Source organism: Enterobacter sp. 61D5 (assembly GCF_034107965.1).
Lineage (GTDB): Bacteria > Pseudomonadota > Gammaproteobacteria > Enterobacterales > Enterobacteriaceae > Enterobacter > Enterobacter cloacae_M.
The window spans coordinates 207,173-233,264 of record NZ_JAWNFK010000006.1 but is presented as its reverse complement, the minus strand read 5'-3'; the positions used below and the strand labels follow the sequence as shown (position 1 = coordinate 233,264).

General features: G+C 56.5%; 24 protein-coding genes and 2 pseudogenes. 8 read left to right on the top strand and 18 right to left on the bottom strand.

Going from position 1 to position 26,092, the window contains the following annotated elements:
- Nucleotides 1-54 precede the first annotated feature (54 nt).
- Nucleotides 55-1,542, bottom strand: coding sequence for an MFS transporter (locus UTM25_RS06310; RefSeq protein ID WP_194399317.1), 1,488 nt, complete (start codon nucleotides 1,540-1,542; stop codon nucleotides 55-57).
- Between the two features lie 116 nt (nucleotides 1,543-1,658).
- On the opposite strand from UTM25_RS06310, the gene UTM25_RS06305 reads away from it, so the two are divergent.
- Both UTM25_RS06305 and UTM25_RS06300 read left to right on the top strand, forming a co-directional pair.
- A complete protein-coding gene (locus tag UTM25_RS06305) occupies nucleotides 1,659-2,234 on the top strand; it encodes a TetR family transcriptional regulator (protein ID WP_194399318.1) in 576 nt (191 codons plus the stop codon).
- Between the two features lie 108 nt (nucleotides 2,235-2,342).
- Nucleotides 2,343-2,447: pseudogene (locus tag UTM25_RS06300) on the top strand (respiratory nitrate reductase subunit gamma); the annotation flags it as partial.
- Nucleotides 2,448-2,533: 86 nt separating this feature from the next.
- On the opposite strand, the gene UTM25_RS06295 reads toward UTM25_RS06300, so the two are convergent.
- Both UTM25_RS06295 and nhoA read right to left on the bottom strand, forming a co-directional pair.
- Nucleotides 2,534-2,983: a hypothetical protein gene (locus UTM25_RS06295; protein ID WP_194399319.1), complete on the bottom strand. Its 450-nt coding sequence runs from the start codon at nucleotides 2,981-2,983 to the stop codon at nucleotides 2,534-2,536.
- 95 nt (nucleotides 2,984-3,078) lie between these two features.
- Nucleotides 3,079-3,924, bottom strand: a complete 846-nt coding sequence (nhoA, locus tag UTM25_RS06290; protein WP_194399320.1) for an N-hydroxyarylamine O-acetyltransferase — start codon at nucleotides 3,922-3,924, stop codon at nucleotides 3,079-3,081.
- Between the two features lie 108 nt (nucleotides 3,925-4,032).
- On the opposite strand from nhoA, the gene UTM25_RS06285 reads away from it, so the two are divergent.
- Nucleotides 4,033-4,605 carry a flavin reductase family protein gene (locus tag UTM25_RS06285; protein ID WP_033145657.1) on the top strand — a complete coding sequence of 191 codons (573 nt, stop codon included), beginning with the start codon at nucleotides 4,033-4,035 and terminating at the stop codon, nucleotides 4,603-4,605.
- A gap of 35 nt (nucleotides 4,606-4,640) precedes the next feature.
- On the opposite strand, the gene fusA is transcribed toward UTM25_RS06285, so the two are convergent.
- Entirely contained in the window at nucleotides 4,641-6,740 is a 2,100-nt protein-coding gene (gene fusA / locus UTM25_RS06280; protein ID WP_194399321.1) for an elongation factor G, read from the bottom strand.
- A gap of 160 nt (nucleotides 6,741-6,900) precedes the next feature.
- Here fusA and UTM25_RS06275 point away from each other — a divergent pair, with 160 nt between their 5' ends.
- Nucleotides 6,901-7,200 carry an ArsR/SmtB family transcription factor gene (locus tag UTM25_RS06275; RefSeq protein ID WP_194399322.1) on the top strand — a complete coding sequence of 100 codons (300 nt, stop codon included), beginning with the start codon at nucleotides 6,901-6,903 and terminating at the stop codon, nucleotides 7,198-7,200.
- Here the strand turns inward: UTM25_RS06275 and UTM25_RS06270 are convergent.
- Together UTM25_RS06270 and UTM25_RS06265 are read right to left on the bottom strand one after the other, a co-directional pair.
- A complete protein-coding gene (locus tag UTM25_RS06270) occupies nucleotides 7,193-7,834 on the bottom strand; it encodes a helix-turn-helix domain-containing protein (protein WP_194399323.1) in 642 nt (213 codons plus the stop codon). The genes UTM25_RS06275 and UTM25_RS06270 overlap by 8 nt on opposite strands.
- Nucleotides 7,835-7,955: 121 nt before the next feature.
- Nucleotides 7,956-9,287, bottom strand: coding sequence for a 2-hydroxycarboxylate transporter family protein (locus tag UTM25_RS06265; protein WP_033145663.1), 1,332 nt, complete (start codon nucleotides 9,285-9,287; stop codon nucleotides 7,956-7,958).
- Between the two features lie 404 nt (nucleotides 9,288-9,691).
- Between UTM25_RS06265 and UTM25_RS06260 the strand changes: the two genes are divergently transcribed.
- Nucleotides 9,692-10,639: an AEC family transporter gene (locus UTM25_RS06260; RefSeq protein WP_194399324.1), complete on the top strand. Its 948-nt coding sequence runs from the start codon at nucleotides 9,692-9,694 to the stop codon at nucleotides 10,637-10,639.
- Nucleotides 10,640-10,671: 32 nt separating this feature from the next.
- The gene (locus UTM25_RS06255) at nucleotides 10,672-12,357 is read left to right on the top strand and encodes an NAD-dependent malic enzyme (protein WP_194399325.1); all 1,686 of its coding nucleotides are present in this window, start codon (nucleotides 10,672-10,674) and stop codon (nucleotides 12,355-12,357) included.
- A 44-nt stretch (nucleotides 12,358-12,401) separates the two neighbouring features.
- Here UTM25_RS06255 and UTM25_RS06250 read toward each other — a convergent pair whose 3' ends face one another.
- The 11 genes and pseudogenes from UTM25_RS06250 to UTM25_RS06200 form a co-directional block, all read right to left on the bottom strand.
- On the bottom strand, nucleotides 12,402-13,403 hold the full coding sequence (locus UTM25_RS06250) for a Kdo(2)-lipid IV(A) acyltransferase (protein ID WP_194399326.1): 1,002 nt from the start codon (nucleotides 13,401-13,403) through the stop codon (nucleotides 12,402-12,404).
- 196 nt (nucleotides 13,404-13,599) lie between these two features.
- Nucleotides 13,600-13,830 (bottom strand): tautomerase PptA, encoded by a 231-nt coding sequence (gene pptA, locus UTM25_RS06245; RefSeq protein ID WP_023311964.1) that lies wholly within the window; start codon nucleotides 13,828-13,830, stop codon nucleotides 13,600-13,602.
- 37 nt (nucleotides 13,831-13,867) lie between these two features.
- Nucleotides 13,868-14,485: a glutathione S-transferase family protein gene (locus UTM25_RS06240; protein ID WP_194399327.1), complete on the bottom strand. Its 618-nt coding sequence runs from the start codon at nucleotides 14,483-14,485 to the stop codon at nucleotides 13,868-13,870.
- A gap of 41 nt (nucleotides 14,486-14,526) precedes the next feature.
- The gene (locus UTM25_RS06235) at nucleotides 14,527-15,414 is read right to left on the bottom strand and encodes an ABC transporter substrate-binding protein (RefSeq protein ID WP_194399328.1); all 888 of its coding nucleotides are present in this window, start codon (nucleotides 15,412-15,414) and stop codon (nucleotides 14,527-14,529) included.
- Nucleotides 15,415-15,423: 9 nt separating this feature from the next.
- Complete coding sequence (locus UTM25_RS06230) at nucleotides 15,424-16,197, bottom strand: amino acid ABC transporter ATP-binding protein (protein WP_194399329.1); 774 nt, start codon at nucleotides 16,195-16,197, stop codon at nucleotides 15,424-15,426.
- On the bottom strand, nucleotides 16,181-17,107 hold the full coding sequence (locus UTM25_RS06225) for an amino acid ABC transporter permease (RefSeq protein WP_063442284.1): 927 nt from the start codon (nucleotides 17,105-17,107) through the stop codon (nucleotides 16,181-16,183). Before UTM25_RS06225 ends, UTM25_RS06230 begins: the two co-directional genes overlap by 17 nt.
- A 9-nt stretch (nucleotides 17,108-17,116) precedes the next feature.
- Complete coding sequence (locus UTM25_RS06220) at nucleotides 17,117-17,626, bottom strand: GNAT family N-acetyltransferase (RefSeq protein WP_194399330.1); 510 nt, start codon at nucleotides 17,624-17,626, stop codon at nucleotides 17,117-17,119.
- A 9-nt stretch (nucleotides 17,627-17,635) separates the two neighbouring features.
- Nucleotides 17,636-19,899 (bottom strand): annotated as a pseudogene (locus UTM25_RS06215) (NtaA/DmoA family FMN-dependent monooxygenase).
- Between the two features lie 16 nt (nucleotides 19,900-19,915).
- Nucleotides 19,916-21,037, bottom strand: a complete 1,122-nt coding sequence (locus tag UTM25_RS06210) for an amidohydrolase (RefSeq protein ID WP_194399331.1) — start codon at nucleotides 21,035-21,037, stop codon at nucleotides 19,916-19,918.
- Nucleotides 21,034-22,035, bottom strand: a complete 1,002-nt coding sequence (locus UTM25_RS06205) for an LLM class flavin-dependent oxidoreductase (RefSeq protein ID WP_194399332.1) — start codon at nucleotides 22,033-22,035, stop codon at nucleotides 21,034-21,036. The genes UTM25_RS06210 and UTM25_RS06205 overlap by 4 nt, the downstream gene beginning before the upstream one ends.
- Before the next feature lie 110 nt (nucleotides 22,036-22,145).
- Nucleotides 22,146-22,685: an AAA family ATPase gene (locus UTM25_RS06200; RefSeq protein WP_194399333.1), complete on the bottom strand. Its 540-nt coding sequence runs from the start codon at nucleotides 22,683-22,685 to the stop codon at nucleotides 22,146-22,148.
- Nucleotides 22,686-23,029: 344 nt separating this feature from the next.
- Between UTM25_RS06200 and UTM25_RS06195 the strand changes: the two genes are divergently transcribed.
- Nucleotides 23,030-24,565, top strand: a complete 1,536-nt coding sequence (locus tag UTM25_RS06195; protein WP_194399334.1) for a methyl-accepting chemotaxis protein — start codon at nucleotides 23,030-23,032, stop codon at nucleotides 24,563-24,565.
- On the opposite strand, the gene UTM25_RS06190 is transcribed toward UTM25_RS06195, so the two are convergent.
- Complete coding sequence (locus UTM25_RS06190; RefSeq protein ID WP_194399335.1) at nucleotides 24,562-24,960, bottom strand: cupin domain-containing protein; 399 nt, start codon at nucleotides 24,958-24,960, stop codon at nucleotides 24,562-24,564. The two genes, UTM25_RS06195 and UTM25_RS06190, sit on opposite strands and share 4 nt — an antisense overlap.
- A gap of 108 nt (nucleotides 24,961-25,068) precedes the next feature.
- Here UTM25_RS06190 and UTM25_RS06185 point away from each other — a divergent pair, with 108 nt between their 5' ends.
- Nucleotides 25,069-25,983: a LysR family transcriptional regulator gene (locus UTM25_RS06185; RefSeq protein ID WP_194399336.1), complete on the top strand. Its 915-nt coding sequence runs from the start codon at nucleotides 25,069-25,071 to the stop codon at nucleotides 25,981-25,983.
- The last annotated feature ends 109 nt before the right edge of the window (nucleotides 25,984-26,092 follow it).

Genomic DNA, 26,092 nt, shown 5'->3' with positions numbered 1-26,092 from the left:
TCCTTTAAAAAACATAGCCCATCTGCCCCACCCGCGCCAACCGCGCGCCCTGTATTACTGCGGCCTGGCCTTCGCCAGGCTAAACCAGATCCCCACAGCCAACAGCAGCAGCATTCCGCCCGCGCTGCCCAGCGCCACGCTGTGCGAAGTGATAAACGCGCTTTTTGCCGCCTCAATCACCGACTCCGCCAGCGTCGGGGTCAGATCCTGCGCCACCTTCATCGCCTCACCAATGGATGACGAGGCTTTATCTGCGAGCGAGGCGTTCAGCCCCTGCGGCAGGTCAATCGACGCCGAGAAGCTGCGGGTCAACAGCAGACCAAAGATGGCGATCCCCAGCCCGGCGCCCAGCTCATAGGACATGGTTTCAATCGCCCCTGCGGCAGCGGCTTTCTCTTTCGGCGCAGCGGCCATAATCGCCGAGGTCGAGGCCAGCAGCGCGCTGGCGGCGCTGAAGCCGAGCAGCACCATCAGCCCCCACGCCTGCCACTGCTGCGTGCTGAAGTCGAGCATCGACAGGCCGATAAAGCTGAGGGCGCTGAGCCCCATTCCGCCGGCGGCGACGATGCGTAGCCCTAAGCGCCCGACCAGCACACCCGCGATCGGGCCGCTAAACCCGCTCGCCACCATCAGCGGCAGCATGAACATTCCCGCTTCAAACGGCGTAAAGCCATGAACAAACTGCAGCTCCTGGGCCATCAGCAGCTCAAACCCGACCAGGGCAATCATGGCGGTCATCGCCATCACCACGCCGCTCAAAATGATGCGATGGCAGAACAGACGCATGTCGATCATCGGTACGCGGGCGCGGAGCTGAATACGCACGAAGATAAACAGCAGCACCGAGCCGGTCACCAGCACGGACGCGACCACCCACGGTGACAGAACGCCTTTTAGCGCGGTTTTCGCACTGTAGACCAGCAGCAAAATCGCCACAATCAGCATAATGGCATGGCTGATATTCAGCGGCTGCTCCGGGCGACCCTGCTGAGGAGGCACAAAACGCGCGGCCAGCGAAACCACCACCAGCACGATCGGCACGTTGATTAAAAACACCGAGCCCCAGTAGAAATGCTCGAGCAGCATACCGCCAATCAGCGGGCCAAACGCCGCGCCACCGGATCCCACTGCGGCCCAGACGCCGAGCGCAATATTACGATCCCGCGCGTCGATAAACAGCGTGCGGATCCCAGCCAGCGTAGCCGGAATAATCATCGCCGCGCCGATTGCCAGCGAGGCGCGCGCCGCAATCAGCCACCCTGCTGACGGGGCAAACGCTGCCGCCAGCGATGACAGGCCAAACAGCGTGCTGCCAATCATGAGCAGTCGTTTAAAACCAATGCGGTCACCCAGGGCGCCCATCGGCAGCACCATACCCGCCATCACCAGCGAGTAAATATCGATGATCCACAGCAATTCATTGCCGCTGGCGCCCAGCGTCATGCTCAATGTCGGCGCCGCCACGTGCAGCACCGTCGCGTCGATCGCCACCGGGATATACACCAGCACGATAATCACTAACGCTAACCACTGACGAAACATAAATTTCCTTTTCTTTTAAAACATGGACACATGTCCAGGATGCGATCCTACGTAAAGTTGAACACATGTCCAGCTTTTTGTTACACTCGTTTCATTCCCATTGAGAGTGAGTAAACATGCGATATCTGAGCAAGGATGAACGGCGGGAAGCCATCTTACAGGCCGCCATGCGTGTGGCGCTGGCTGAAGGACTGGCTGCAATGACGGTACGCCGTATTGCCGCCGAGGCCGGAGTCGCCACCGGCCAGGTGCATCATCATTTTACGTCCGGCGGCGAACTAAAATCGCTGGCCTTCGTACGGCTAATTCGCGAGCTGCTGGATGCGGATGTCGCGGGTAAACAGGCCGGCTGGCGGGAACAGCTTCATGCCATGCTCGGCAGCGATGACGGGAGGTTTGAGCCCTATATTCGCCTGTGGCGTGAGGCGCAAATCCTGGCCAGCCGCGATGCCGATATCAAAGGCGCCTATGTGATGACCATGGAGATGTGGCACCAGGAAACGGTGGTGATTATTCGGGGAGGAGCTGAAGCCGGGACCTTTACGCTTACTGACCGGCCGGAAAATATTGCCTGGCGCTTGATAGGCCTGGTATGTGGCCTGGATGGGATTACGGTATTGAATATGCCAGAAATGGACGACGCGGCATTTAATAAGCATCTCGATAAACTTATTTCCCTCGAGTTATTTTAATACTCCAAACGGAATATTATTCTTTATAAAATTTACAATTAGTGCGAGCACTGCCTCAAGCCAGGCAGCGTGGCTTCCTGCCCGAGCGGTGCCATCGACAACGGCATCGTGTCGATCGTTCTTATCTTCCCCTTCACCCGCCTGGTACACGTGTGGAACGCGCCGTTTGAGTACTTCACGCGTCGGTACCAGATGGTGAGATCGCGCCGCTGACTGTGTCGGGTGGCGGCTTCGCCTTAGCCGACCTACGTTCGAACCCTGTAGGCCAGGTAAGGCGTAGCCGCCCCCGGGCTAAAAGGTCAGAACGGAGTGCTTCCGCTTATGATTGAAACAACTAACATCAGGAGCAAAACCGCAGCGATAAGACCAAAAGCCAGGAGCGCCGCATGGAAAGCGATCGTGGCCCCGGAAAAAAAGAGTGCCCCACTCACGGTCCATTTGTTCTCTTTACGCAGGCCACTAATGAAAGCAAGTCCCAATGCCATCACAGATAACATTATTCCGCTAGCGATCAGTAACCGGTCAATATCTACCGGTTCCTTTTTCTTCTCAACGGTCGGCTGCTCTCCTTTTATACCAGCCATTATTCCTTTTTTTACCGCCGAAACCTTTTCAGCCACAACAACTTCAAGCGCTGTCGACTTTGAAGAAAACGGACCGAGGGTGAACTGAACTAATGAGAGAAGCAGAGCAATTACCCCGAGCAACATTCCCGCTGAACTGAATTTATTCCGAATCAAGATTTCCATATCAGTATGCCTTTGATATTGTCGGGTGGCGGCTACGCCTTACCCGACCTATGTTCGAGCCCTTGTAGGCCCGGTAAGGCGTAGCCGTCACCGGGCTATTTTCCTGCCTGCGGATGCGTATCAAACCCTGCCATCACCGCCGTCAATTCTGACAGTGTAAAGCCGTGCTTCGGATCGTCAACCCCCAGCCCAAAGCGCTCCTGCATCAGCTGGTATAGCGCCTCAGCATCCGGCAGATGGATCTGCTCCTCCACATGGCCATTCTGCCAGTGGGTAAAGTTGAAGTTGGTTAGCGTCAGCTTGCCGCCGTCCGGCAGATGGCGACACATCAACAGATGATGACGAAAATGCGACTGCGGCCAGTGCGCCGACCAGAAATTCCCCATCACGTAATCGCTGAAATACTGCGTCGTCAGGTCAAACTGGTACATCGACTGCCAGTGCTCGTGGTGACGGAACTGCAGCACCCAGTCGTTCCCCTCGCTCAGCAGACGATACAGCCCGTGCGGCGTCTCCTGTTCTTCATTAGCGAGCAGCCGAATCGGCGCCGTCAGCGTCTGGCCGCCAAAGCCAACATCGGCAATCCAGCGCTCACCGTTAAGCTCAACCAGCAGCAGACGGTGCGTGCGCGGCGACATTTGCGGCGGATTCGCTAATACCACGCGCCCCAGCTCGCTACGCACCGTAAACCCAACTTCACGCAGGACGCGCTCGAACAGGCCGTTTTGCTCAAAGCAGTACCCTCCGCGACGTGCGGTGACCAGCTTGTCGACCAGGCACCGATCGTCAAGCTGGATTTCGCGAGGCAGAACAACATCAATATTCTCAAAAGGGATCGCACAGTTGTGATGTAAATGCAGCGCGCGCAGGGTATCGATATCCACCCGCGTCGGTTGCGCCCAGCCGATGCGGGCAAAATAGGCGGTCAGAAATGGGGACATACATCAGTTTCCTTTGATTGAGATGTTCTGTTTATAAACTAATTTTACGCACCCACTTTGATTTACGTGCTTTTTCGTCATACTCATCGGTGTAGATGAGGAGATCCTATGAGCCACTTTCGCCCTGTTGAATTACGTCATGCCAGCCGTCTGCTGAACCACGGCCCTACTGTGCTTATCACCAGTCGGGATGAAAGCCTCGACAGACGCAACGTGATGGCCGCCGCATGGTCAATGCCCGTTGAGTTTGAACCGCCGCGCATCGCAATAGTCGTGGATAAAAGCACCTGGTCGCGCGAGCTAATTGAGCGCAGCGGAAAATTTGGCATCGTCATCCCCGGCGTGGCGGCGGCCAACTGGACATACGCGGTCGGTAGCGTCAGCGGGCGCGATGAGGACAAATTTAACTGCTATGGGATCCCGGTCGTGAACGGTCCTGAACTTGGCCTGCCGGTGATAGAAGAAAAATGTCTGGCGTGGATGGAATGTCGGTTATTACCCGTCACCTCAGCGGCAGAAAAATACGATACGCTGTTTGGGGAAGTGGTTTCAGCTGCAGCCGATGAACGCGCGTTTATCGCCGGGCGCTGGCAGTTTGACGGGGATAAGCTGAATACCCTGCATCATCTTGGTGCCGGGACGTTTGTCGCGAGCGGGAAGATGGTGAAGGCGCTGGATTGAGAAAACCCTCCCCCTATTGGGAGAGGGTGACCGTATTACTTCGCGCGCCGCGTAATAATCTCATCCGCAACATTCCGCGGGGCTTCCGCAAAATGATGGAACTCCATCGTATACGTCGCGCGCCCCTGGGACATCGAGCGCAATGTTGTGGCATAACCAAACATCTCTGCCAGCGGCACGTCAGCGCGAATAATCTGGCTTCCGTACTGCTCTGCCATTCCCTGCACCATGCCGCGCCGGGAGGAGAGATCGCCCATGATGTTGCCAGCGTACTCTTCCGGCGTTTCCACCTCTACGTGCATGATCGGCTCGAGAATCACCGGATCTGCCCTGCGGGCGCCCTCTTTGAAGCCCAGGATCGCCGCCATGCGGAACGCCATCTCCGAGGAGTCGACGTCGTGATACGAGCCAAACGTCAGCGTCGCTTTGACATCAACGACCGGATAGCCCGCCAGCACGCCGCTGTTCATCGCTTCCCGCAGCCCTTTCTCAACGGACGGGATGTACTCGCGCGGCACCACGCCGCCCTTGGTGGCATCTTCAAATTTAAAGCCACTTCCGGGCTCCAGCGGCTCCAGGCTCAGCACCACATGGCCGTACTGCCCTTTACCGCCGGACTGACGAACAAATTTACCTTCGATATCCTTCACCGTTTTACGCAGTGTTTCACGGTAGGTTACCTGTGGGCGGCCAATGTTCGCCTCGACGCCAAACTCACGCTTCATTCGGTCGACGATAATCTCAAGATGTAGTTCACCCATCCCGGAGATAATGGTCTGGCCGGACTCTTCGTCAGTATGCAGGCGGAAAGAGGGATCCTCCGCCGCCAGACGCTGCAGCGCGATCCCCATTTTCTCCTGATCGCCTTTGGTTTTAGGTTCAATCGCCAGCGAGATAACCGGATCCGGGAACTCCATGCGTTCAAGCGTGATCACGGCATTCGGATCGGTGAGCGTGTCGCCGGTGGTCACATCCTTCAGCCCAACGCAGGCCGCGATGTCTCCCGCGCGCAGTTCGTCCACCTCGTGGCGATCGTTGGCATGCATCAGCACAATACGCCCGATACGCTCTTTCTTCCCTTTCACCGGGTTGTACACCGCGTCGCCTTTGCGCAGCACGCCAGAGTACACGCGAATAAAGGTCAGTTGACCGACGTACGGGTCGCTCATCAGCTTGAACGCCAGGGCCGAGAACGGCTCATCATCGCTCGGATGACGTTCCGCGTGCTGCCCTTTTTCATCCACGCCATCAATGGCCGGCACGTCCAGCGGCGACGGCATGAGCTCAATGACCGCATCAAGCATGCGCTGCACGCCTTTATTTTTGAACGCGCTGCCGCACAGCATCGGCTGAATTTCACCCGAGATGGTGCGAATACGCAGCCCTTTGATAATTTCCGCTTCCGTCAGGTCGCCCGTTTCCAGGTACTTATCCATCAGTTCATCGCTGGCTTCCGCCGCCGCAGAAACCATTTTTTCCCGCCATTCCTGAGCGGTACTGACCAAATCATCCGGCACGGGCGCATAGGTAAACACCATGCCCTGCGTCGCGTCGTCCCACAGAATGGTGCGCATCTTGATGAGGTCCACCACGCCGGTGAAATGATCTTCTGCACCCACCGGAATGACAATCGGCACCGGATTGGCCTTCAGGCGCTCCTGCATCATCCGCACGACGCGGAAAAAATCGGCACCCGGACGGTCCATTTTGTTGACGAAGGCCAGACGCGGAACGTGATATTTATTGGCCTGACGCCAGACGGTTTCCGACTGCGGCTGCACGCCGCCCACGGAGTCATACACCATCACGGCGCCGTCGAGTACGCGCATGGAACGTTCCACCTCAATGGTGAAATCCACGTGCCCCGGGGTGTCGATGATGTTAATCCGGTGCGGCTCATAGCCTCTGTCCATACCCGGCCAGAAGCAGCTGACGGCCGCGGAGGTGATCGTGATCCCGCGCTCTTGCTCCTGCGCCATCCAGTCAGTGGTTGCCGCGCCATCGTGTACTTCACCCAGCTTGTGGCTCATCCCGGTGTAAAACAGGATGCGCTCAGTGGTGGTGGTTTTACCGGCATCGATATGCGCGGAGATACCGATGTTGCGATAACGTTCGAGAGGGATGGGTCGGGGCATGATATTTCCTTAGTCACTATGACTTGTCTGTGACGACCAGGATGGTCGTGCATTCGTTCGTTTGCTATAATAGTCTTATTGTACGAGTATTATCGAACTATTTTTTAACGGTTGACCTATTGTTGATATAGCTCAATCTGACGCCAAACGCAGGAAAACGATGATCCCAAACCACCCTGAAACTGAACAAATACTGCTGGAAAATGTGCTGTTTGCCCTCGGCAATCCGCTCCGGCTGTCGATCATTCGCCGGCTGTCCGATGGCAGCGAACTCAGCTGTAACGCGCTGCGCCCGGAGGATGTAGTAAAGTCGACAATGACGCACCACTGGCGCGTACTGCGCGACAGCGGCGTTATCTGGCAGCGCCCGCAGGGGCGGGAGAACATGATTTCCTTACGCCGGGACGATCTGGATGCCCGTTTTCCAGGTCTGATGGAGATACTGCTGCAGGTTAAATAATTTCAGTCCCTTCCAGGCGATAGACCGGGATCCGCCGGGTAGTTTTGGTGAGCGTATCAAACACCTCGGCGTCGGACGTCACGATCCTCATCCCTGATTTGCGTAATCTCTGCACATCGGCCGCGATGCGCTGAATGCCAAACCAGAAAAGCCCGTCGAGTGCCGTTATCGCTAACCCATTTTCCAGCGCCAGCTTAAGTCGTTCGCGGGGGGCTTTAACCTGCTGGGCAATTTGCCGGTAAGGCGCTTCATTGCATCCTGTCGCGTCACTGCGCTGGATACGCGTTTTCAGCTGATAGGTAAATTCGTCAGGTATCCCGTCGAGATCTTTTTTCAGGCTATAGACGCAGCCAAAGCGCTTGCCGTTAAACAGAACATTTTTCTGACTTAGCTGAAGCTCTTTTCTGACAACGTCTATGAGCTGGGGCGCACGGGTAAGGAGCAGCCTGAAGGGCAGCTCGAAGCTGGTGACGTAATCCACATTAAGCAGCGCGAGGCGCAGCCGCTCCTCAGCACCGGACTTTTGCTCACGACACTCCTCCATCACCTCAGCCCACTGGCGCGTCAGGCGCTCCGGCTCAGCTGCTTCGGTAAGGAGATATTTTTCAATCTGATAATCAACTCTTCCGGTCATCGTGTGGAATCCCGTCACTGTGGATGCGGTAATTCTATACAGCGCGGTGATATTTATAAAGGACTGAACCGCAGCGACATCCTGAAAATGTCGTTGCGATTCAGCATCCTGACGTTTCGGATCAGTGCGCCATAATCCAGCCCATCAGCAGCGTGGCGAAAATCACCGTCGACGCGCCGCCGATGCGGGTGGCAATCTGCGCAAACGGCATGAGCGACATCCGGTTAGACGCGGACAAAATGGCCACGTCCCCCGTTCCGCCCAGTCCGCTGTGGCAGCAGGTCACAATGGCCGCTTCCACAGGATACATATTCAGTCGCGACGCGATAAAGTAGCCGCTCAGCGCCATCGCAATCACGACCGAACCGCATACCACCACGTATCCCACCGAAAAGACCGACACCACGCTCTCAAGCGGCACGTATAACATCCCGAGGCCGATCATCAGCGGCCAGACCAGCGCAGCCGAGACGAATTTATAGCAGCTGTGCGCGCCCTGCTCCATTGAGGCCGGGATCACCCTGAAGTATTTACACAGGACGGCAATCAGGATCATCAGCACCGGGCCGGGAATGTGGACCAGTTTTTCAAACAATCCGCCGACGATGAAAAACGCGCACACCATCAGCAATCCGCCCCCCATCAGATGAAAATCCGTCTGCTGCGTGCTTTGCGCCCCGGCAAACAGGCTGGCGTCGTCTTTACTCCGCGTAAGCATGCCATTTCCCGAAAGCGCAGGACGTTTCGCGCCGAGACGCGCCAGCGAGCCCGCACAAATAATGGCGAAGATATTCCCGACGACCGCAGCGGGTGCCAGCTGCGCAACGTAGACGTCCGGCGTCTGCCCCAGTATTGCCGAATAGGCCAGGGACAGCGGCAAAATCCCCTCGCCGATCCCGCCGCCGATAATAGGCACAATGATGAAGAAGAAGGTGTGGTAAGGCGTATAACCAAACAGTGAGCCCACAATGAGGCCGCTCAGCACGGCCATGCATGTTCCGGCCACCAGCGGAACAAACATGCGCATCATCCCCTGGATCAGCAGCACCCGGTTCATCCCCAGAATGCTGCCGACCACCAGGCAGGCGATGACGAAATAGAGCAGGTTCGCCTCTTTCATCAGCAGATGCACGGTATCAAGGGTATGTTTCCCGAATACGCCAAAATAGACCAGCACGGAGGGGACCATCAGGCACAGGATCGCCGGGCCGCCGATATCCTTCAGCACCGGAATTTGACGCCCCACTTTGGCAAACGCGAAACCGAGGGTCATGATGACCGCGAGTCCACCTATCATATTTTTCGGCAGCAGCCCTGCCCAGGCGGACGTCGCCACAATCGCGGCAATCCCGACGAACAGCATCAACGGGACCGTGCCCACCTCGGTATTATTGAGCCCAAAGGCAAAACGCGAGGTCGACAGTTCAGAAGTCGGTACAGGATTATCTTTCATATAATCACCTGAATTTATGTTCGGATAAACAGAGAAAGGAATAACTGGAACTATTCCTGATACGAATAAATGTTCTTAAATATAAATAAAGACTTAGATGGCCTTTTCTAAAAACAGGCTCACGATGAAATTATCATGGACCTGCGGGTAGAAATGTGAACAATCTGGCTCTTTGCTTTTAAATAACTTAATTCAGCATTAAGTAACTAAAGTTATTTATAACGGCTAATGTTGCTTTCTTGCGTCTTATCAATATTTGACGAAAGTATTAGTTATCCAACTAATGCAATCTTTTTGAAATTAATAAAACCAGAGAGAGTGTGACCCTTGTCACTCCTGCCCTGCTTTCTAAGCGCTAGATTAGCGCTGCAATAAAACACATAAAATACCCTACAGGAAATACTATGCCTTCATTACTATTACAGTCACTGTTTCCGCTCGTCTTTATAATGTTACTTGGATGGCTAAGTGGAAAGCTGGGATATTCCCGGCGTGAAGATGCAAACGTCATGGCAACCGTGGTGATTCGTTTCGCCCTTCCTTTCCATCTTTTTATTGGTGCATTGCATACCGATCCCAATAAAATTAAGAACCTGACCTTTATGGCCGTTTTAGTTGTCGGTTTAATGGGGTCGTATTTACTGACGCTATTTATTTCGCGCTACGTTTTTCGCCACGATATCAAAACCAGCGCCATTCAGTCTCTGGTTTGCGCCTTTCCCGATATGGCCTACTTTGGCGCACCGGTCCTGGCGGTCTTGATTGGGCCGGAAGGATTTATCGGCGTGCTGATTGGCAATATTATTACCAGCGTTATCATGATCCCTCTGACTATCGTCCTGATTCGTATGGGTGATAAAAACGGTCATGACGGCCTGGAGGCGCTGCACCCGGGCGCGATGATCGTGCAAAACCTCATCAAGGCGGCACGCAATCCTATCGTCTGGATCCCGGTCTCCGGCGTCTTGCTCAGTCTGGCCGGCGTGCAAATTCCTTCTATTCTCAGCATACCTATTGAGATGGTTGGAAAGGTTTCAGGCGGGCTGTCCCTGTTTGCCCTCGGCCTGTTGTTTTACGGTGAACGTCCAAAACTGAACGTGCAGACGTTTACCAATATCAGTATTAAAAACCTTATTCAGCCGGCAATGATGGCCGCCGCGGGGATCGCCTTTGGCCTGAGCCATACCTTACTGCAGCAGGTCGTAATTATTGGCGCAACGCCTTCCGCTATTGCCGCGGGGATGTTTGCCTTACGCAGCGATACCTATATTGATACCGCATCCTCTTCCATATTAATTGGCACTGCCGTCGGGGTCGTGACCGAAGGCATTATGATCTATTTTATTTCTTAATCTGCTTTATATAAAAAATTCAGGAGTTAACCATGTCCCGGAAAGAAGTTCTGTACACCCCCTATAACGGGGCCGTATTGCTGGAAAATCCGCTGCTAAATAAAGGGCTCGCATTTATCAAAGAAGAGCGTGACAATTTTAATCTGCATGGGTTATTGCCGCACAACGTTGAAACGATTGAGGAACAAACCGAGCGCGCCTGGGTGCAGTTCTGTCATTTTAAAAGCGATATTTCGCGTCATGTATACCTGCGAAATATTCAGGACACCAATGAAACTCTTTTTTATAACCTCCTGCGTTCGCACCTGAAAGAGACGTTACCGATTATCTATACCCCGACGGTCGGTGAAGCCTGCGAGCATTTCTCCACGATATATCGACGCGCGCGCGGCCTGTTTATTTCATGGCCGAATCGCCATCGTATTGATGAGATGCTGCAAAGCTTTTCGCGCAACGACGTTCGCGTGATTGTGGTGACGGACGGGGAGCGTATTTTAGGGCTTGGCGATCAGGGTATCGGCGGAATGGGTATCCCAATTGGCAAGTTGTCGCTGTATACCGCCTGCGGAGGGATCCATCCTGCCTCTACCCTGCCAATTATGCTGGATGTCGGCACCAATAATCAGCAACACCTCGACGATCCGATGTACATGGGCTGGCGCCACCCGCGCATCAGCGACGACCAGTACGCTGAGTTTATGGATATGTTTGTCAGCACCGTTAAAGCGCGCTGGCCCAATGTGCTCCTGCAATTTGAAGACTTTGCGCAGAAAAACGCCACAAGGCTGCTCCAGCGCTACCGCGACCAGCTGTGCTGCTTCAATGATGATATCCAGGGTACGGCCGCCGTGACCGCCGGTACGCTGATGGCGGCGGCGCATGCGGCGGGCACGCGCATTCGCGACCAGCGCGTGGTCTTCCTGGGCAGCGGTTCTGCCGGATGCGGGATAGCTGAAAAAATTGTGGCGCTGATGGTGGATGACGGCCTGACCGAGCCGGAAGCGCGCAGCCGGATCTTTATGGTCGATCGCTTCGGCCTGCTGACCGACGACATGACCAATGTGCTCGATTTCCAGAAAAACCTGCTTACCGCGCGCGACGCCGTTTGCAGCTGGCAGGTAGACTCGCAAAATATTTCCCTGCTGGACGTGGTGAAGAACGCGCATCCTACGGTGATGATCGGCGTTTCAGGCCAGCCGGGGCTGTTCAGCGAAGAGATTGTCAAAGAGATGCATCGCCACTGTCCGCGCCCAATCATCATGCCGCTCTCGAACCCGACCTCGCGGGCGGAAGCCCAGCCGCAGGATCTTATCGCCTGGACCCAGGGTGCCGCGCTGGTGGCCACCGGCAGCCCGTTTGCCCCGGTATTCTGGGAGAATGAACACTACGAGATCGCCCAGTGTAACAACGCCTATATTTTCCCGGGCCTGGGGCTGGGCGTGCTGGCCTGCAACGCGCGCCGGGTGACGGAAGAGATGCTGATGGCAGCAAGCCGCAGCCTGGCCGCGCAGTCTCCGCTGGTCACCACGGAAAAAGGCGGATTGCTGCCGCCGGTAGATCAGATTGAAACGGTTTCACGCCAGATTGCCGTCGCCGTCGCCCGGGCCGCGATTGAACAGGGCGTGGCTCCGGCGATAGATGATGAGACGCTGATGGCGCGTATTGAGAAGACCTGGTGGCAGGCGGACTATGCGCCGTACCGCAGGTCTGCGCTGTAGCGCCAGTCATGCCCTCACCGCAGGGTGAGGGCATCGCTGTGGTTTTAGTGCTGTATGCCTGAGCGGTCAGAAAAATCGCTGGCGGAGAGACTATCACCCCGCGTTGCCGCCTGTTTCAGACGGGCATACCGGTCAGGTACCCCTTCAGGACGCGTTTTGAAGCGACGATGCAGCCACATATACTGCTCTGGCGCCATGCGTACGGCCTGCTCAATTGCCCTGTTCATCTGCGTCGCCACGGCTTCTTTATCGCCGCCCTGCAACGCCTCGCTGATATCCTCAAGAATAATCAGTTCGTAACCGGAGCCATCCGCCCTGCGGCGCGGCACAAAGGGGATGACGGCAGGCTTAGCGCTTTTGACCAGCATATAGCTTCCAGCGGTCGTGGCGGCGTCCGGAACCGCAAAGAACGGCACAAAGACGCTATTGGTTTTGCCATAGTCATGGTCCGGGGCGTACCACAAAATCTCATTTTGCTTCAGCGAGCGGATCATGCCCTTTAAATCATGACGATCGAGCATGGTTTTATTGGAGCGCAGGCGTCCGCGCGTCTGAAGCCAGTCCAGCAGCGCGTTATTATTCGGACGATACACCCCAATGCCGGGATTAAGCATGCCAAAGATCCGCGCGCCCAGCTCAAGGGTGAGAAAATGCATGCCAACGAGCACCACGCCATTGCCCTTTGACCGCGCCGTTTCCATGTGCTCATACCCCTGCACGGTAAAGCATTTCTTCACCCGCCACGCGGGCCAGAACCATGCCATCCCGGTTTCGATTACCCCCATTCCTACCGATTCAAAATTACGCTGCAGCAGGGACTCTCGCTCCGCCTTTTTCATCTCCGGGAAACAAAGCTCCAGGTTGCGGCGGGCAATTTCGACGCGGCGGGGAAGCAGGCGCATCGCCAGTCGACCAAGGCCGTGACCGATTCTGAACAGAAGCGGATAAGGGAGCAGCATGATGAGCCACAGAGCCGCAATGCCGGCCCAGCTTAGCCAGTAACGGGGATGAAGAAAGGCGAAAGAAAAACGGGGTAATTTTGTCATGCGAAAATTATCCTTTAACGTGTCTGTCCTTAATTGATTCTGTTGAAGATCTTTCCTAAGGATTAATAATATGTCAGCCAGAAACGTTAATTGTAGCGGATAAAACAAAACGCATTTTTATCGATTTTTGCGAAAAACATGAAGACGAGACGGGAAAAAACCGGGAAGGAGAGATCCATCCCCCCGGCAAGTGCGCTTACATTGAATAGCCAGGCTTTTTAATTAATTCGTCCAGCTTCGGTCCTATTTCGGTATCCCAGACCTGCGCTTTCCAGTCCTCCTGGTTCACCTGATTCAACGCAACGGAGACCGAGCTGTCTTTGCTGTTGAAATGGCGGATAATCACCTCAGCAATATCCTCGGCCAGTGCGGCTTTTTGTTCGTCGTTCAAATCGCGGGGAAAACATTTGATATCTACGTGTGGCATATGCAGGCTTCCAGTTGTGAGTCAGGGCTCCACGTTATCAGATAATACCGTTGGCCTTTAACACCTTGTGCAGTTCCGGCAGCTGGCATACGGTGTCCGCAATAGCCGTAAACCTCGGCGTATTGGTCGCAAACCAGTCATGGCGAGGTCCCCAGGTTCGCGCCACCGCGATATATACATCCAGCAGCGTCAGCCGTTCACCCAGCGCAAACGGGGCGGCCTTGAGCTGAGTTTCGAACCACAAATAGAGGGACTTCCGGTATTCGATGCAGCTTTTCTGCAGCTGTTCGGGCGCTTCCGGCGCCCAGCGTTCTGGATAGTCCGCATACGTAAACGTGGGATAGACGTTGGCCACAAACCAGATCAGCAAGCGCTGAAACTGATGGCGTTCGGTCTGCCCCACGGGCGGCGCGAGATCGGGGCATCTGTCGAGCACCATCAGGGCAATCGCCGCCGTTTCGGTCATAATGGCGCCATTTTCCAGCTCCAGCGTGGGCACCTGACACAGCGGGTTGAGCTTTTGCAGCAGCTCGCGCGGCGGGCCGGGCTGGTCAAACCCGTCCACGTTGATAAATTGATAAGGGATATCGGCCAGGGTTAGCATCACTTCACCGATCGCCGAGCCCCAGCCGGGTACGCCATAGAGTTTAATCATGTTGCCCCCTCAGGGATGAAAACCCTAAGTGTAGAGCACCATTAGTAGGTTATCCCAGGCGGGTTGACCTCCGACTGCGCCACCGCTTCGCCCTGCTCACCCCAGCGCGCCAGCACCTTCTGGTAATCACCCCGCTTAATCGCGCCGTCCAGCGCGGCCTGCAGCGCGTACACCAGCTCATTGCCTTTTTTGGTTGTGGTCGCGACATAGGCTTTTTTCGGACCTAAACCGACGACGCGGGTTTTGCCCGTGAGCGCAGCCTTATAGGCCGATACCGACTGCGGACCAAAGAACACGTCCGCCCTGCCGGACTGAATATAGAGATTGCCCGAGGCATCGTCGTGGAGATAGACCGGCAGCGCAGGCGCTCTTCCCGCCTTTTTGTTCTCTTCGTTCCAGCCCAAAAGGATGCGTTCCTGATTGGTACCAGAGCCGACAATCACCTTTTTCCCGGCCAGATCTTCCGCGCTTTTGATTGACTGGATCTCGCTGGTGGATTTCACCGAAAACGCCAGCGAATCGACGCGGTAGGTCGCAAAATCAAACTTCTCTTTACGCTGTTCGGTCACCGCAATGTTCACCAGCGCCACGTCGTAGCGCCCGGAGGCGATCCCCAGCGGCCAGTCTTCCCACGCCGTCGGCACCAGCTTCAGCTTTAATCCCAGGCTGCCCGCCAGCAGGCGGGCGATATCCGGGTCGCTTCCGATGCGCGTGCGGTTATCGCTGGCCAGCAGCGCCAGCGGCGGAGAATTCAGCGCCGAAACGGCGACCGTCAGCGTACCCGGCTCAACGAATTTGTAATTGGCGGGGATCTTCGCCACGGCCTGCCGATCCACCGTCACCGGCAGCGGCTGCTCGTTAGCTTTCAAATCAACGCTGGCGTGGCTCACCGTCGTGAAGATCAGCCCCGCCAGAAGTCCGTATTTCATTGGAACTCCTTACAAGACTTTGGAGAGAAACTGGCGCGTTCGCGCATGTGACGGACGGTTTAATACCTCGTCACTGCTTCCCTGCTCGACGATTTTTCCGTCGACCATAAACACCACCTGATCCGCCACCTCCCGGGCAAAGCCGATCTCATGGGTCACCACCACCAGCGTGGTGCCGGACCGGGCCAGCTTTTTGATCACGTCCAGCACTTCCCCCACCAGCTCCGGATCCAGCGCCGAAGTGGGCTCATCAAACAGCATCACGCGGGGACGCAGCGCCAGCGCGCGGGCAATGGCAATACGCTGCTGCTGACCGCCTGAAAGATGGCGTGACCAGGCATCGGCTTTATCCCGCAGCCCAACCACGTCCAGCAGGCTGTACGCCCTTTCCACCGCCTCTTTTTTGCTGAGCTTTTTATGCGCGATGGGCGCCTCTATCAGGTTTTCCAGCACCGTGAGATGCGGAAACAAATTGAAGTTCTGGAACACGTAGCCCACGTTGACGCGCTGTTTGAGGATTTCCTTCTCCTTTAGCTCATACAGCCTGTCGCCCTGACGACGGTAGCCAATGTAATCCCCGTCGATCTGGATAAAGCCTTCGTCGACGCGCTCCAGGTGATTAATGGTGCGCAGCAGCGTCGATTTACCGGAGCCGGACGGCCCGAGGATGACCGTTACGGACCCGGGCAGGATCTCAAGCGAAACGTTATCGAGCGCTTTATGGCGGCCAAAATACTTGCTGACGCCGGTAATCGAAATGTGTCCTTCAGGAGAGGCTTGCATGGACGGGCTCCTGTGCTGGCGTGGTGGTGACAGAACGGGTGCGACGGACGGCACGGTTCTGGTTAACGGCAGAGCGGCGTTCGCTGCGGGCAAGCGCGCGTTCGACGCCATACTGAATAGCGGACAGGACGGTGGTGATCGCCAGGTACCACGCGGCACCGACCATCAGCAGCGGGATCACCTCCTGCGTGCGGTTGTAGATCATCTGGATGGTATAGAACAGTTCCGGCATTGCCAGGACGTACACCATCGCCGTGCCCTTGGCGAGGCTGATGATCTCATTGAACCCCGACGGCAGAATGGTGCGCAGCGCCTGAGGCAAAATGATGCGCACCGTGCGTCGCCAGGCCGGCAGGCCGAGCGCGGCAGCGGCCTCATACTGGCCGTGATCGACCCCGAGGAATCCGCCGCGAATGATCTCGGCGGTATAGGCGCTCTGCACCAGGGTGAGCCCCACCACGGCGGTAGAAAACTGCCCCAGCACGTTGATGGTTTCAAAGCTGCCCCAGGTGATGCCGGTGAACGGCACGCCGAGCGAAAGCGTGTCGTAGAGATAGGAAAAGTTGTAGAGAATGATCAGCACCACGATCAGCGGCAGCGACCGAAACAGCCAGATATAGGCCCACGCCAGGCTGCTCAGCAGCCAGGATGAAGAGAGTCTCGCCAGCGCCAGCATGCCGCCAAACACCACGCTCAGCGCGGTGCCGATCAGCGTCAGCAGCAGGGTCTGCCCGACACCTTCAAGGATCACCGGGTCAAAGAACCAGCGGGCAAACACCGCCCACTCCCAGCGCGGGTTAAAGGCCACGGACTGAATCACGACCGCCAGGACAAACAGCGCCACCGCGGCGCCGACGGCCCGCAGCGGATAACGCGCCGGGACCACCTTAATGGTTTCAACGTTGCTCATCGTCGTTCCTCATGCGGTTTTACTGAACGCTTCGCGTACCAGCGTTTTGGTGAAGCGCAGCCGACCGTCAAACGGCGGCTGGCTGTACTCTTCCGGATCGCGGTTCAGATCGAACTGCGCCTGATAGCCCTGGCTGAGATAGAGCCGAACCGCTTCCGGCTGGCGAAAGCCGGTTGTCAGGTAAATTTGGCTGTATCCTGCCAGCACCGCCCTGCGCTCAAGCTCCTGCACCATGCGCCCGGCAAGCCCCTGCTGACGCAGGGTTTTGTCCGTCCAGATGCGTTTGATTTCCGCGGTGCGTTCGTCGAAAGGTTTGTACGCGCCGGTGGCGATAATCTTCCCGTCGCGCTCCAGCACGATAAACAGCCCCTGCGGCGCTAAATACCACTCTGTAAGCTCAACCTCCGCGTCTTTGGAGAAGTAGTCCCCGTAGCGGGCGGCATATTCACCGAACAGCCCTTCGATAATGGGCTGAAGCTCGGCGTCTTCCGGTGAAACATCACGAAATCGTTCGCTCATCACGCCTCCTTAATCGCCCAGGCCAGCCGGATTCACTTCTGACTGAGGAATACGCTCAACGCCTTCCCCCCAGCGGTTCAGCACTTTGTCGTAGTCGCCGTTTTTGATGACGCCGTTCAGCGCGGTTTGCACCGGCTCAACCAGCCCGCTGCCTTTCTTCAGCGTGACCGCAATGTGCGCCGCCTTCGGCCAGCCGCCGTCGACGCTACCCACCAGTTTGGTTTTCCCGTTCAGCGCCGCTTTCCAGGCGCCAATCACGTTCGGACCAAAGTAGGCATCCGCGCGCCCGGACTGCAGCGCCAGCGTTTGTGCCGCATCGTCTTTGGTGTAGATCGGGGTAAAGGGCTTCAGACCTTTCTTCAGGTTTTCGGCATTCCAGGCCAGCAGGATGGCCTCCTGGTTGGTGCCGGAGCCGACGATAATCCGCAGCCCGGCGATGTCTTCCGCCTTCTGAAGCGACTTGATCGGGCTGGTTGATTTCACGTAGAACCCGAGGGAATCTTTGCGGTATGTGGCAAAGTCAAATTTCTCTTTACGCTCTTTGGTGACGGTAATATTGCTGATGGCGGCATCATATTTCCCGGAGGCCACGCCCAGCGGCCAGTCTTCCCAGGAGGTCGGCACCACGTTTAGCTCCAGCCCCAGGCTGTCAGCGACCAGACGGGCGACGTCCACTTCACTCCCTAACAGCGTTTTGTTGTCGTCGGAAAACACCGTCAGCGGCGGTTGATTGAGGCCCGCCACCGCCACGGTAAATTTCCCCGGGACGGCAAAGCGATAGTCTTTCGGCAGCTGTGCCACCGCATCATTGTTTTTAGCGGTATTAACCGGCGTTTTATTGGCCTCGATGCTCACGCCGGTGCCGTTAATATTCACATTCTCTGCCCAGACGGCAGGGGTAAAGGCCAGCGCGAGCGCCAGAATAAGCGTTGTTTTCTGCATAGCGGGGTTCTCTTTTATTGTTGTGTGTATTGGTTTTTAGGTTCGTCTAAACCCAGACTTTCGCGCAGCGTGGTGCCCGGGTAGTCGGTACGGAACAGGCCGCGCGCCTGTAAAACAGGCACCACCTGGTCAACGAAGCGCGGGAAGGTGTCCGGCGTACCGCCCTGAATGATGAAGCCGTCTGCGGCATAGCCTTCAAACCAGGCCTGCAGGCCGTCGGCCACCTCTTCCGGCGTACCGGAAAAGCGCGGGCGAGGCGAAGCGGCTTCAAGCGCCACCTGACGAAGGGTTAAGCTGCGCTCGCGGGCGTTACGCTTGATTTCATCGGTGGTGCTGCGGAAGCTGTTTTTGCCTAAGTCGCCGATATCCGGGAACGGCTCGTCGAGCGGATACTGGCTGAAATCGTGATGCTCGAAATAGCGTCCGAGGTAGTTGAGGGCATCGTTAATCGACACCAGCGCCGCCGTGGTTTGATACTGGTTTTCCACGTCATCGGCGTCTTTACCCACAATCACGCTGACGCCCTGGAAGATATGTAAATCTGACGCGCGGCGTCCGTTACTTTCCAGCTGCTGCTTCACGTCGCGGTAAAAGGCTTTCGCTTCGTCGAGCGTTTCGTGATGGGTAAAAATGGCGTCGGCATGTTTCGCCGCCAGCTTTTTCCCATCGTCCGACGCGCCCGCCTGAAAGACAATTGGCCGCCCCTGTGGCGTTCGCCCAATATTCAGCGGCCCGGCGACCTGGAAGAAATCACCGTGGTGGTCCAGGGTATGCAATTTTGCCGGGTCAAAAAACTGACCGCTCTCCTTATTGCGCACAAAGGCGTCGCCTTCCCAGGAATCCCACAGCCCTTTCACCACGTCGAGATACTCATCCGCAATGCGATAGCGCAGCGCGTGCTCGGGGTGTTTTTCGCGAGAGAAGTTCTTTGCTGATCCTTCCAGCGGGGACGTCACCACGTTCCAGCCCGCGCGCCCGTTGCTCAGGTGGTCGAGGCTGGCAAACTGGCGAGCCGTGGTGAAGGGCTCGCTGTAGGAGGTGGATAAGGTTCCCACCAGCCCCAGGCGCGAGGTGATGCTGGCGAGAGCGGATAACACCGTCAGCGGTTCAAAGCGATTTAAAAAATGCGGGATCGATTTCTCGTTGATATAGAGACCGTCGGCAACGAATAAGAAGTCGAGTTTGCCCTCCTCCGCCTTTAACGCCGTCGCTTTGACGAAATCAAAATTGATGCTGGCATCGGCGACGGCCTCAGGGTGACGCCAGGCGGACATATTTCCGGATGCACCATGCAAAATGGTCCCCAGCCGCAGTTGACGATGTGCAGACATATTCACCTCTTAAGAATTAAACGTGTTGCAGGGCTTTTTCCGCAAGCTCTGCAAAATAGCGGGCAGCGGGCTCAATTAAGGCTTCATCCGGATTGAAGGCCGGATGGTGTAAACCATACGGGCTGTTGCTGCCGATGCTGACAAACGCCCCCGGGATCTGCTGCAGATAGACCGCGAAATCTTCCCCGCCCATATGCAGCTCGGCGTGTCGGGTTTCGTATCCGGCGTCCCGGGCGACCGAGGTGGCGAAATCGGCCCAGCGCTCGTCGTTCACCAGCGCGGTGGGTCCGGCATACCAGGTGATGTCAATCTGCGCGCTAAAGGCGCTGGCAAACCCGGCGGCGATTTCTCCCACGCGGGCCTTCACATTCTGCTGCACTTCCGTGCGGTGGGTGCGCAGCGTGCCTTCCAGCTCGACGCTTTCCGGCAGCACGTTCCAGGTGTTACCGCCTGCAATGCGCGTCACGCTCAGCACCACCGAGTCCAGCGTGTTGACGTTGCGGCTGGCGACGCTTTGCAGCGCCGTTACCAGCTGGCTCGCCAGCACGATAGCGTCGTTGCCTTCGTGCGGACGTGCGGCGTGCGCGCCCTTACCGGTAATGCGGATCACGAAGCGATCGACGTTGGCATAAAACGGCCCGCCGCGGGTAGCGAACTCACCGACCGGCAGGCCGGGCTCGTTATGCATGCCGAAGATGGCGCTGACGTCACGCAGGGCGCCGGCCCGCACCATGCTCTTCGCACCGCCAAAGTTCTCTTCGGCAGGCTGAAACAGGATCCGCACCCGGCCGTTAAGCGAGGCTTCCCGCTCTTTCAGCTTTATCGCGGCGCCGAGGATCACGCTGGTGTGGATATCGTGTCCGCAGGCATGCATTACGCCTGCACGCTGGGAGCTAAACGACACGCCGCTGCGCTCTTCAATCGGCAGAGCGTCGATATCTGCGCGCAGCGCAATCAGTTTGTTGCCCGAGCCGATTTCCGCCACCAGCCCGGTCGACAGGTCGTAAGGCTGCGGGGTAATCCCGGCGTTCGTCAGCCACTGGCGCAGGCGCGTCGTGGTCTCCACTTCCTGGCCGGAGAGCTCCGGGTTCTGGTGCAGCTCGCGACGCCAGGCAATCAGCTGTTCGCCAAAGCTCATACGGTGACCTCCTTGTTAAGACGCGCCTCGGCAAGCAGGCGCAGCGACGCTACGCGCGTTGCCCCCTCCGCGACCGGCGTGTCGATGATAAATTCGTCAATGCCCCACTTTTCATGCAGGACGTTAAGCTGTTCGAGCACCGACTCAGCCGTACCCGCCAGCAGCGACTGCGCCCGACGTGCAATGCGCACCGGCTCGCTGCCCGCCTGACGCGCAAAGGCGTAGGCCTGCTCTTCGCTGGCCACGGTGACACGCTGGCCGTTTGCCAGCTCAACGCCCCACACTTCGACCTTCTGCGCCAGGGCTTCCGCCTCTGCCTGCGTCGGCGCAACAATCGCCTGTACCGCAACAATCACGTCCCGCGCGCTGTTCTTACGCCAGGTCGAGACCACCTCGCGCAGCAGCTCAGGGTCACCGTTCAGATGCGCGGCAAACACAAAGTGCCAGCCGAGCCCGGCGGCCAGCAGCGCGCTATCGATACTCGCGCCAAGCAGGAAACCCTCTGCAGGCAGCGGCGGCAGCGGCGTGGCGCGAACGGTCTCTTCATCAGACGGATGCTCAGGACGGATCCAGCGATCGAGCTGGGCCAGCTGTTCGGCGAAGCTACCCTTTTCCTGTTGATTCAGACCCTGCTGAAGCGCGCGGGTTGAGAGCGGCAGTCCGCCGGGGGCTTTTCCGACGCCGAGATCCACGCGGCCGGGCGCCAGCGCGGCCAGCACGTTGAAATTCTCGGCAACTTTATAAGGGCTGTAGTGCTGGAGCATCACGCCGCCGGATCCGACGTGGATGCGCGTGGTTTGCCCGAGGATCCAGGCAATCAGCAGCTCCGGCGAGGGGCTGGCAAGGTGGGGTGTGTTGTGGTGTTCGGCAATCCAGAAGCGGTGATAGCCCAGATTTTCTGCCTGCTGCGCCAGCGCCAGCGTACGCGCCAGCGCATCGGCAGCCGTTTCGTTTTCAGCGATGGGGCTTTTATCCAGAATGCTGATTCGCCATGACATGTTGCGTTCTCGTTTGACTTAACATGTCGACATTATTAAAGGCGCATTTCACCACTGAGAAACAATTAATTTACATTTAGTTTGCCGGAAATCAGATATATAAAACCATGCTAAGAATAAGACTTTAAGTCGGCAATCAGCGTTTCCACCTGCCCGCGCCGGGTAATGCGGACGAAGCGAATATGCCCATACTGCGGGTTTTGCAGATCGGCTTCATAACGCGTGCGGTTGTTACGCCAGGTTTTCATCGTCCAGATGAGAATGGACTCTCTGCTGAAGAACGCGCGCCGGAAACTCTCTTTGTTCCCGGTTCCGGGCCAGAGCTCGCGCTTATGCCAGGCGCGTTTGACTGCCCTGGTGACCGCCTGCCAAAGGGTGCGTGCAAAGCCATAATCCACCCACACCACAACGTCGACATCACGCCATTTCATCGGCCGCGTGCGGTTATAGTTGCCGTCAAGCACCCAGTCTGGCGAAGCCCGTAGCGCCTGCTCCAGCTTTTCCTGAAACACATCGTCCGGCGTTCCCTGCCAGTCAGGTCTCCAGTAAAGTCTGTCCATCTCGATATAGGGAATAGCCAGTTCGGTCGCAATCTGCTTCGCCAGCGTGCTTTTTCCGCTCCCGCTGGTCCCGATGACGTTAATTTTCACCTCAGCCTCACTGTAATAACGAAAAGTGGCCAAATCATAGCGTTTTCATCCTGTTAACGAAACGCTATTTCAGTATAGCGATTTTTCCTGAGAGACGATCTCCCTCTTTCAGTTTGGGTTATGTCGTTTATTTGCAGCGACTCCAGAACACGCCCCTGAAAATATTTTCATTTTTATTACATTCGATAGCATTAGCAGATTAAAAATAATTAACAACGGGTATTTCAGGCAGTCATAATTTCAGAGAAAATATGCAGCAGAGCGTTATATAAAAATAATCACATTAATCTTGCCGGAGCATTTTCCGGACGTTTTTATTCTTGCACATCATCATGGAGTTACTCATGAGGCGTAACAGTCCCGTTACACAAAACGAGTATTTACTTAACGATGGTTCGACGTTAATGTCGACCACCGATACCAAAAGCCATATTACCTATGCCAATTCCGCTTTTATTGAAGCCAGCGGATATAAAGAAGAACATCTTCTGGGTGAGCCGCATAACCTCATCCGCCATCCCGACATGCCTGCCGAAGCGTTTGGCGACATGTGGTTCACCCTGCAGCAAGGTGAGACCTGGACGGGGCTGGTGAAGAACCGTCGCCATAATGGCGATCATTACTGGGTAAGGGCTAACGTGACGCCGGTCTGGCAGGGTGGATCCCTGACGGGCTATATTTCCGTGCGAAATATACCCGCACGGGAAGAGATTGCGGCCAGTGAAAAACTGTATGCAAAAGTGCGTAATAACGAATTAAAACATTACCGCTTTTATAAAGGGTTACTGGTTCGGCGCGGTTTATTTTCGTTTATGTCGCTCTTTAAATGTCTTAGCACCAGTAAACGCATCCATCTGGGTATTGCGACGACGGCGTTACTCTCCTGCCTGGCGGTGTATTTATTCCCTGATAAACTTGTGCAGTCGGGAAGTCTGGCGCTGCTGTTTATTGCCCTGACCTATTATCTTCATGCGCAGATCGCCCGTCCGGTAAAATCTATTGTGCAACAGATGCAGCGCGTGGTTTCAGGACGTAAAACGGACTATTACCATTTTGACAGGATCGACGACATCGGGCTGATGATGCGTCTGGTAAATCAATCAGGCTTGAACCTCAATTCGCTGGTTGACGACGTCGGGGCGCAAATCAGCGGGATTGGCACCATCAGCCAGCAGGTCGCGAAAGAAGGTGCAGCGCTGCAGACGCGTTCAGAAGAGACCGCAGACTTTCTGCAGCAAACCGCGTCAGCGGTGGAAGAGATCGCCAGCGCGGTGGAGCAGACTGCAGAAACGGCTAAAGAAGCCACGGAGATGGCGGATCGCACCCGCGACAGCGCCCACCGCGGTGAAGCGATGATGAAAGAGACCATCGGTATGATGCAATCCGTGTCGCAGGATAACAGCCAGATCGTCGATATTATCAGCGTTATCGATCGTATTGCCTTCCAGACCAACATTCTTGCGCTGAATGCTGCCGTGGAAGCGGCGCGTGCAGGTGAAGCCGGGCGCGGTTTTGCCGTGGTGGCGGCTGAGGTGCGCAATCTTGCGCAGCACTCCGCGACGGCGGCGAAAGAGATCAAAGCGCTGATTGAGAAAAACGTCGCCAGCGTCAACGCAGGCGTGGAGAAGGTAGAACAAACCGAAACGCAGCTGACGGTTATGATCGACAACGTGCTGCGGGTCTCCTCCCTGATTAAGGAGATCGGCCACGCCACGCAGGAGCAAACCCAGGCGCTGACGCTCATCAACGCATCCATCTCCCGTATCGGCGCAATGACCCACAACAATACGGGGATGGTGGATAACGTCACTCACGCCGCGAATCACCTGACGCAGCGCACCACGCGCCTGCAGCAGGCGATTGCCGTTTTTGGCGGTTAGCCGTTCGGATACTGCTCGTCGGTGACTTTTTCCAGCCATGCAACCGGGCTGCCGTTAACGGATTCGGCGATGGCAATATGCGTCATCGCCGTTTGCGCGCTTGCGCCGTGCCAGTGCTTTACGCCGGGTGGGATCCAGGCGATATCGCCCTGATTCAATATTTCCGCCGCTTTGCCCCACTCCTGTAACCAGCCGCGCCCCTGCGTCACAATCAGCGTTTGTCCAAGGGGATGCGTATGCCACGCGGTGCGCGCGCCCGGCTCAAAGGTCACGATTGCCCCGCCGACGCTGGCAGGTTCGCTCGCCTGAAATGGCGCGTCAATGCGGACGGTGCCGGTGAACCAGGCTTCCGGCCCTTTTGCTGAAGGTAATGATCCGCTGCGGATAATTTTCATCTTATGCTCCTCGTTTTCTGTTGCGTTAACAGTAGCGCAAAGCAATCCGGAGCATTAGGGTGCATAATCAGATAGAACACATGACTGAAAATCATAAATAGAACCGCGATGCTAAAAGATAATTTCAACGACCTGCTCTCTTTTATGGTAGTCGCCCGCGAGCGCAGCTTTACGCGCGCGGCGGCGCAGCTGGGCGTCTCGCAATCGGCACTGAGCCATGCGATGCGCAAGCTTGAAGCGCGATTAGACGTACGCCTGTTAACCCGCACGACCCGCAGCGTTGTTCCCACTCAGGCGGGTGAGCAGCTTTTTACGCGCCTCAGCCCGCATCTGCTGGAGATCGAACAGGAACTCACGGCGCTTCGCAGCACCCGCGACAAACCCGCAGGTTCTGTTCGCATCGTCGCCGGCGAGCATGCGATGGACGCCGTGCTCTGGCCGATACTGAAGGCGTTTATGGTGCAGTATCCTGACATTAACGTCGAAGTGACGGTCGACAATGGCCTGACGGATATCGTCGATGGCCGTTTCGACGCGGGAGTACGCCTGGGTGAACAGGTGGCAAAAGATATGATTGCGGTACGGATAGCGCCGGATATGCGCATGGCCGTGGTCGGTTCTACGGATTATCTGGCTCGCTTTGGCGTGCCGCAGACGCCGGAACAGCTCGCTGACCACCGCTGCATCAACATGCGCCTGCCCACGCGCGGCGGACTGTATCACTGGGAATTTGAACGCGACGGGCGCGAGCTTCGCGTGCGGGTTGAGGGGCAGCTTACGCTGAGCAGCCTGTCGCAGCGCATCGACGCCGCTGAGAATGGACTCGGATTAGCCTACGTGCCGGAGGCGTCGGTTCTGGAGGCGCTTAATCACGGACGGCTCGTCAGGGTCCTTGAATCGTGGTGTCCTACTTTCGAGGGGTATCACCTTTATTATCCGAGCCGTCGCCAGCACACTACAGCCTTCAGGTTACTGTTAGATGCTCTGCAGCAGTCAAAATCTTTACCACCTGGTAATAATTAAGAGATTCTGATGATTAAATAATCAACCCGCCGAATGTTTTGTCTAAAAACTCATCACGATTCAGCGTGTTGTGATCGCCGTCTGCTCTGACCACACGATTTCCTTCGAC

Coding starts and splice junctions, on each gene's coding strand:
- UTM25_RS06310 (WP_194399317.1), bottom strand. CDS start 1,542: ATGTTTCGTCAGTGGTTAGCGTTAGTGATTATCGTGCTGGTGTATATC.
- UTM25_RS06305 (WP_194399318.1), top strand. CDS start 1,659: ATGCGATATCTGAGCAAGGATGAACGGCGGGAAGCCATCTTACAGGCC.
- UTM25_RS06295 (WP_194399319.1), bottom strand. CDS start 2,983: ATGGAAATCTTGATTCGGAATAAATTCAGTTCAGCGGGAATGTTGCTC.
- nhoA (WP_194399320.1), bottom strand. CDS start 3,924: ATGTCCCCATTTCTGACCGCCTATTTTGCCCGCATCGGCTGGGCGCAA.
- UTM25_RS06285 (WP_033145657.1), top strand. CDS start 4,033: ATGAGCCACTTTCGCCCTGTTGAATTACGTCATGCCAGCCGTCTGCTG.
- fusA (WP_194399321.1), bottom strand. CDS start 6,740: ATGCCCCGACCCATCCCTCTCGAACGTTATCGCAACATCGGTATCTCC.
- UTM25_RS06275 (WP_194399322.1), top strand. CDS start 6,901: ATGATCCCAAACCACCCTGAAACTGAACAAATACTGCTGGAAAATGTG.
- UTM25_RS06270 (WP_194399323.1), bottom strand. CDS start 7,834: ATGACCGGAAGAGTTGATTATCAGATTGAAAAATATCTCCTTACCGAA.
- UTM25_RS06265 (WP_033145663.1), bottom strand. CDS start 9,287: ATGAAAGATAATCCTGTACCGACTTCTGAACTGTCGACCTCGCGTTTT.
- UTM25_RS06260 (WP_194399324.1), top strand. CDS start 9,692: ATGCCTTCATTACTATTACAGTCACTGTTTCCGCTCGTCTTTATAATG.
- UTM25_RS06255 (WP_194399325.1), top strand. CDS start 10,672: ATGTCCCGGAAAGAAGTTCTGTACACCCCCTATAACGGGGCCGTATTG.
- UTM25_RS06250 (WP_194399326.1), bottom strand. CDS start 13,403: ATGACAAAATTACCCCGTTTTTCTTTCGCCTTTCTTCATCCCCGTTAC.
- pptA (WP_023311964.1), bottom strand. CDS start 13,830: ATGCCACACGTAGATATCAAATGTTTTCCCCGCGATTTGAACGACGAA.
- UTM25_RS06240 (WP_194399327.1), bottom strand. CDS start 14,485: ATGATTAAACTCTATGGCGTACCCGGCTGGGGCTCGGCGATCGGTGAA.
- UTM25_RS06235 (WP_194399328.1), bottom strand. CDS start 15,414: ATGAAATACGGACTTCTGGCGGGGCTGATCTTCACGACGGTGAGCCAC.
- UTM25_RS06230 (WP_194399329.1), bottom strand. CDS start 16,197: ATGCAAGCCTCTCCTGAAGGACACATTTCGATTACCGGCGTCAGCAAG.
- UTM25_RS06225 (WP_063442284.1), bottom strand. CDS start 17,107: ATGAGCAACGTTGAAACCATTAAGGTGGTCCCGGCGCGTTATCCGCTG.
- UTM25_RS06220 (WP_194399330.1), bottom strand. CDS start 17,626: ATGAGCGAACGATTTCGTGATGTTTCACCGGAAGACGCCGAGCTTCAG.
- UTM25_RS06210 (WP_194399331.1), bottom strand. CDS start 21,037: ATGAGCTTTGGCGAACAGCTGATTGCCTGGCGTCGCGAGCTGCACCAG.
- UTM25_RS06205 (WP_194399332.1), bottom strand. CDS start 22,035: ATGTCATGGCGAATCAGCATTCTGGATAAAAGCCCCATCGCTGAAAAC.
- UTM25_RS06195 (WP_194399334.1), top strand. CDS start 23,030: ATGAGGCGTAACAGTCCCGTTACACAAAACGAGTATTTACTTAACGAT.
- UTM25_RS06190 (WP_194399335.1), bottom strand. CDS start 24,960: ATGAAAATTATCCGCAGCGGATCATTACCTTCAGCAAAAGGGCCGGAA.
- UTM25_RS06185 (WP_194399336.1), top strand. CDS start 25,069: ATGCTAAAAGATAATTTCAACGACCTGCTCTCTTTTATGGTAGTCGCC.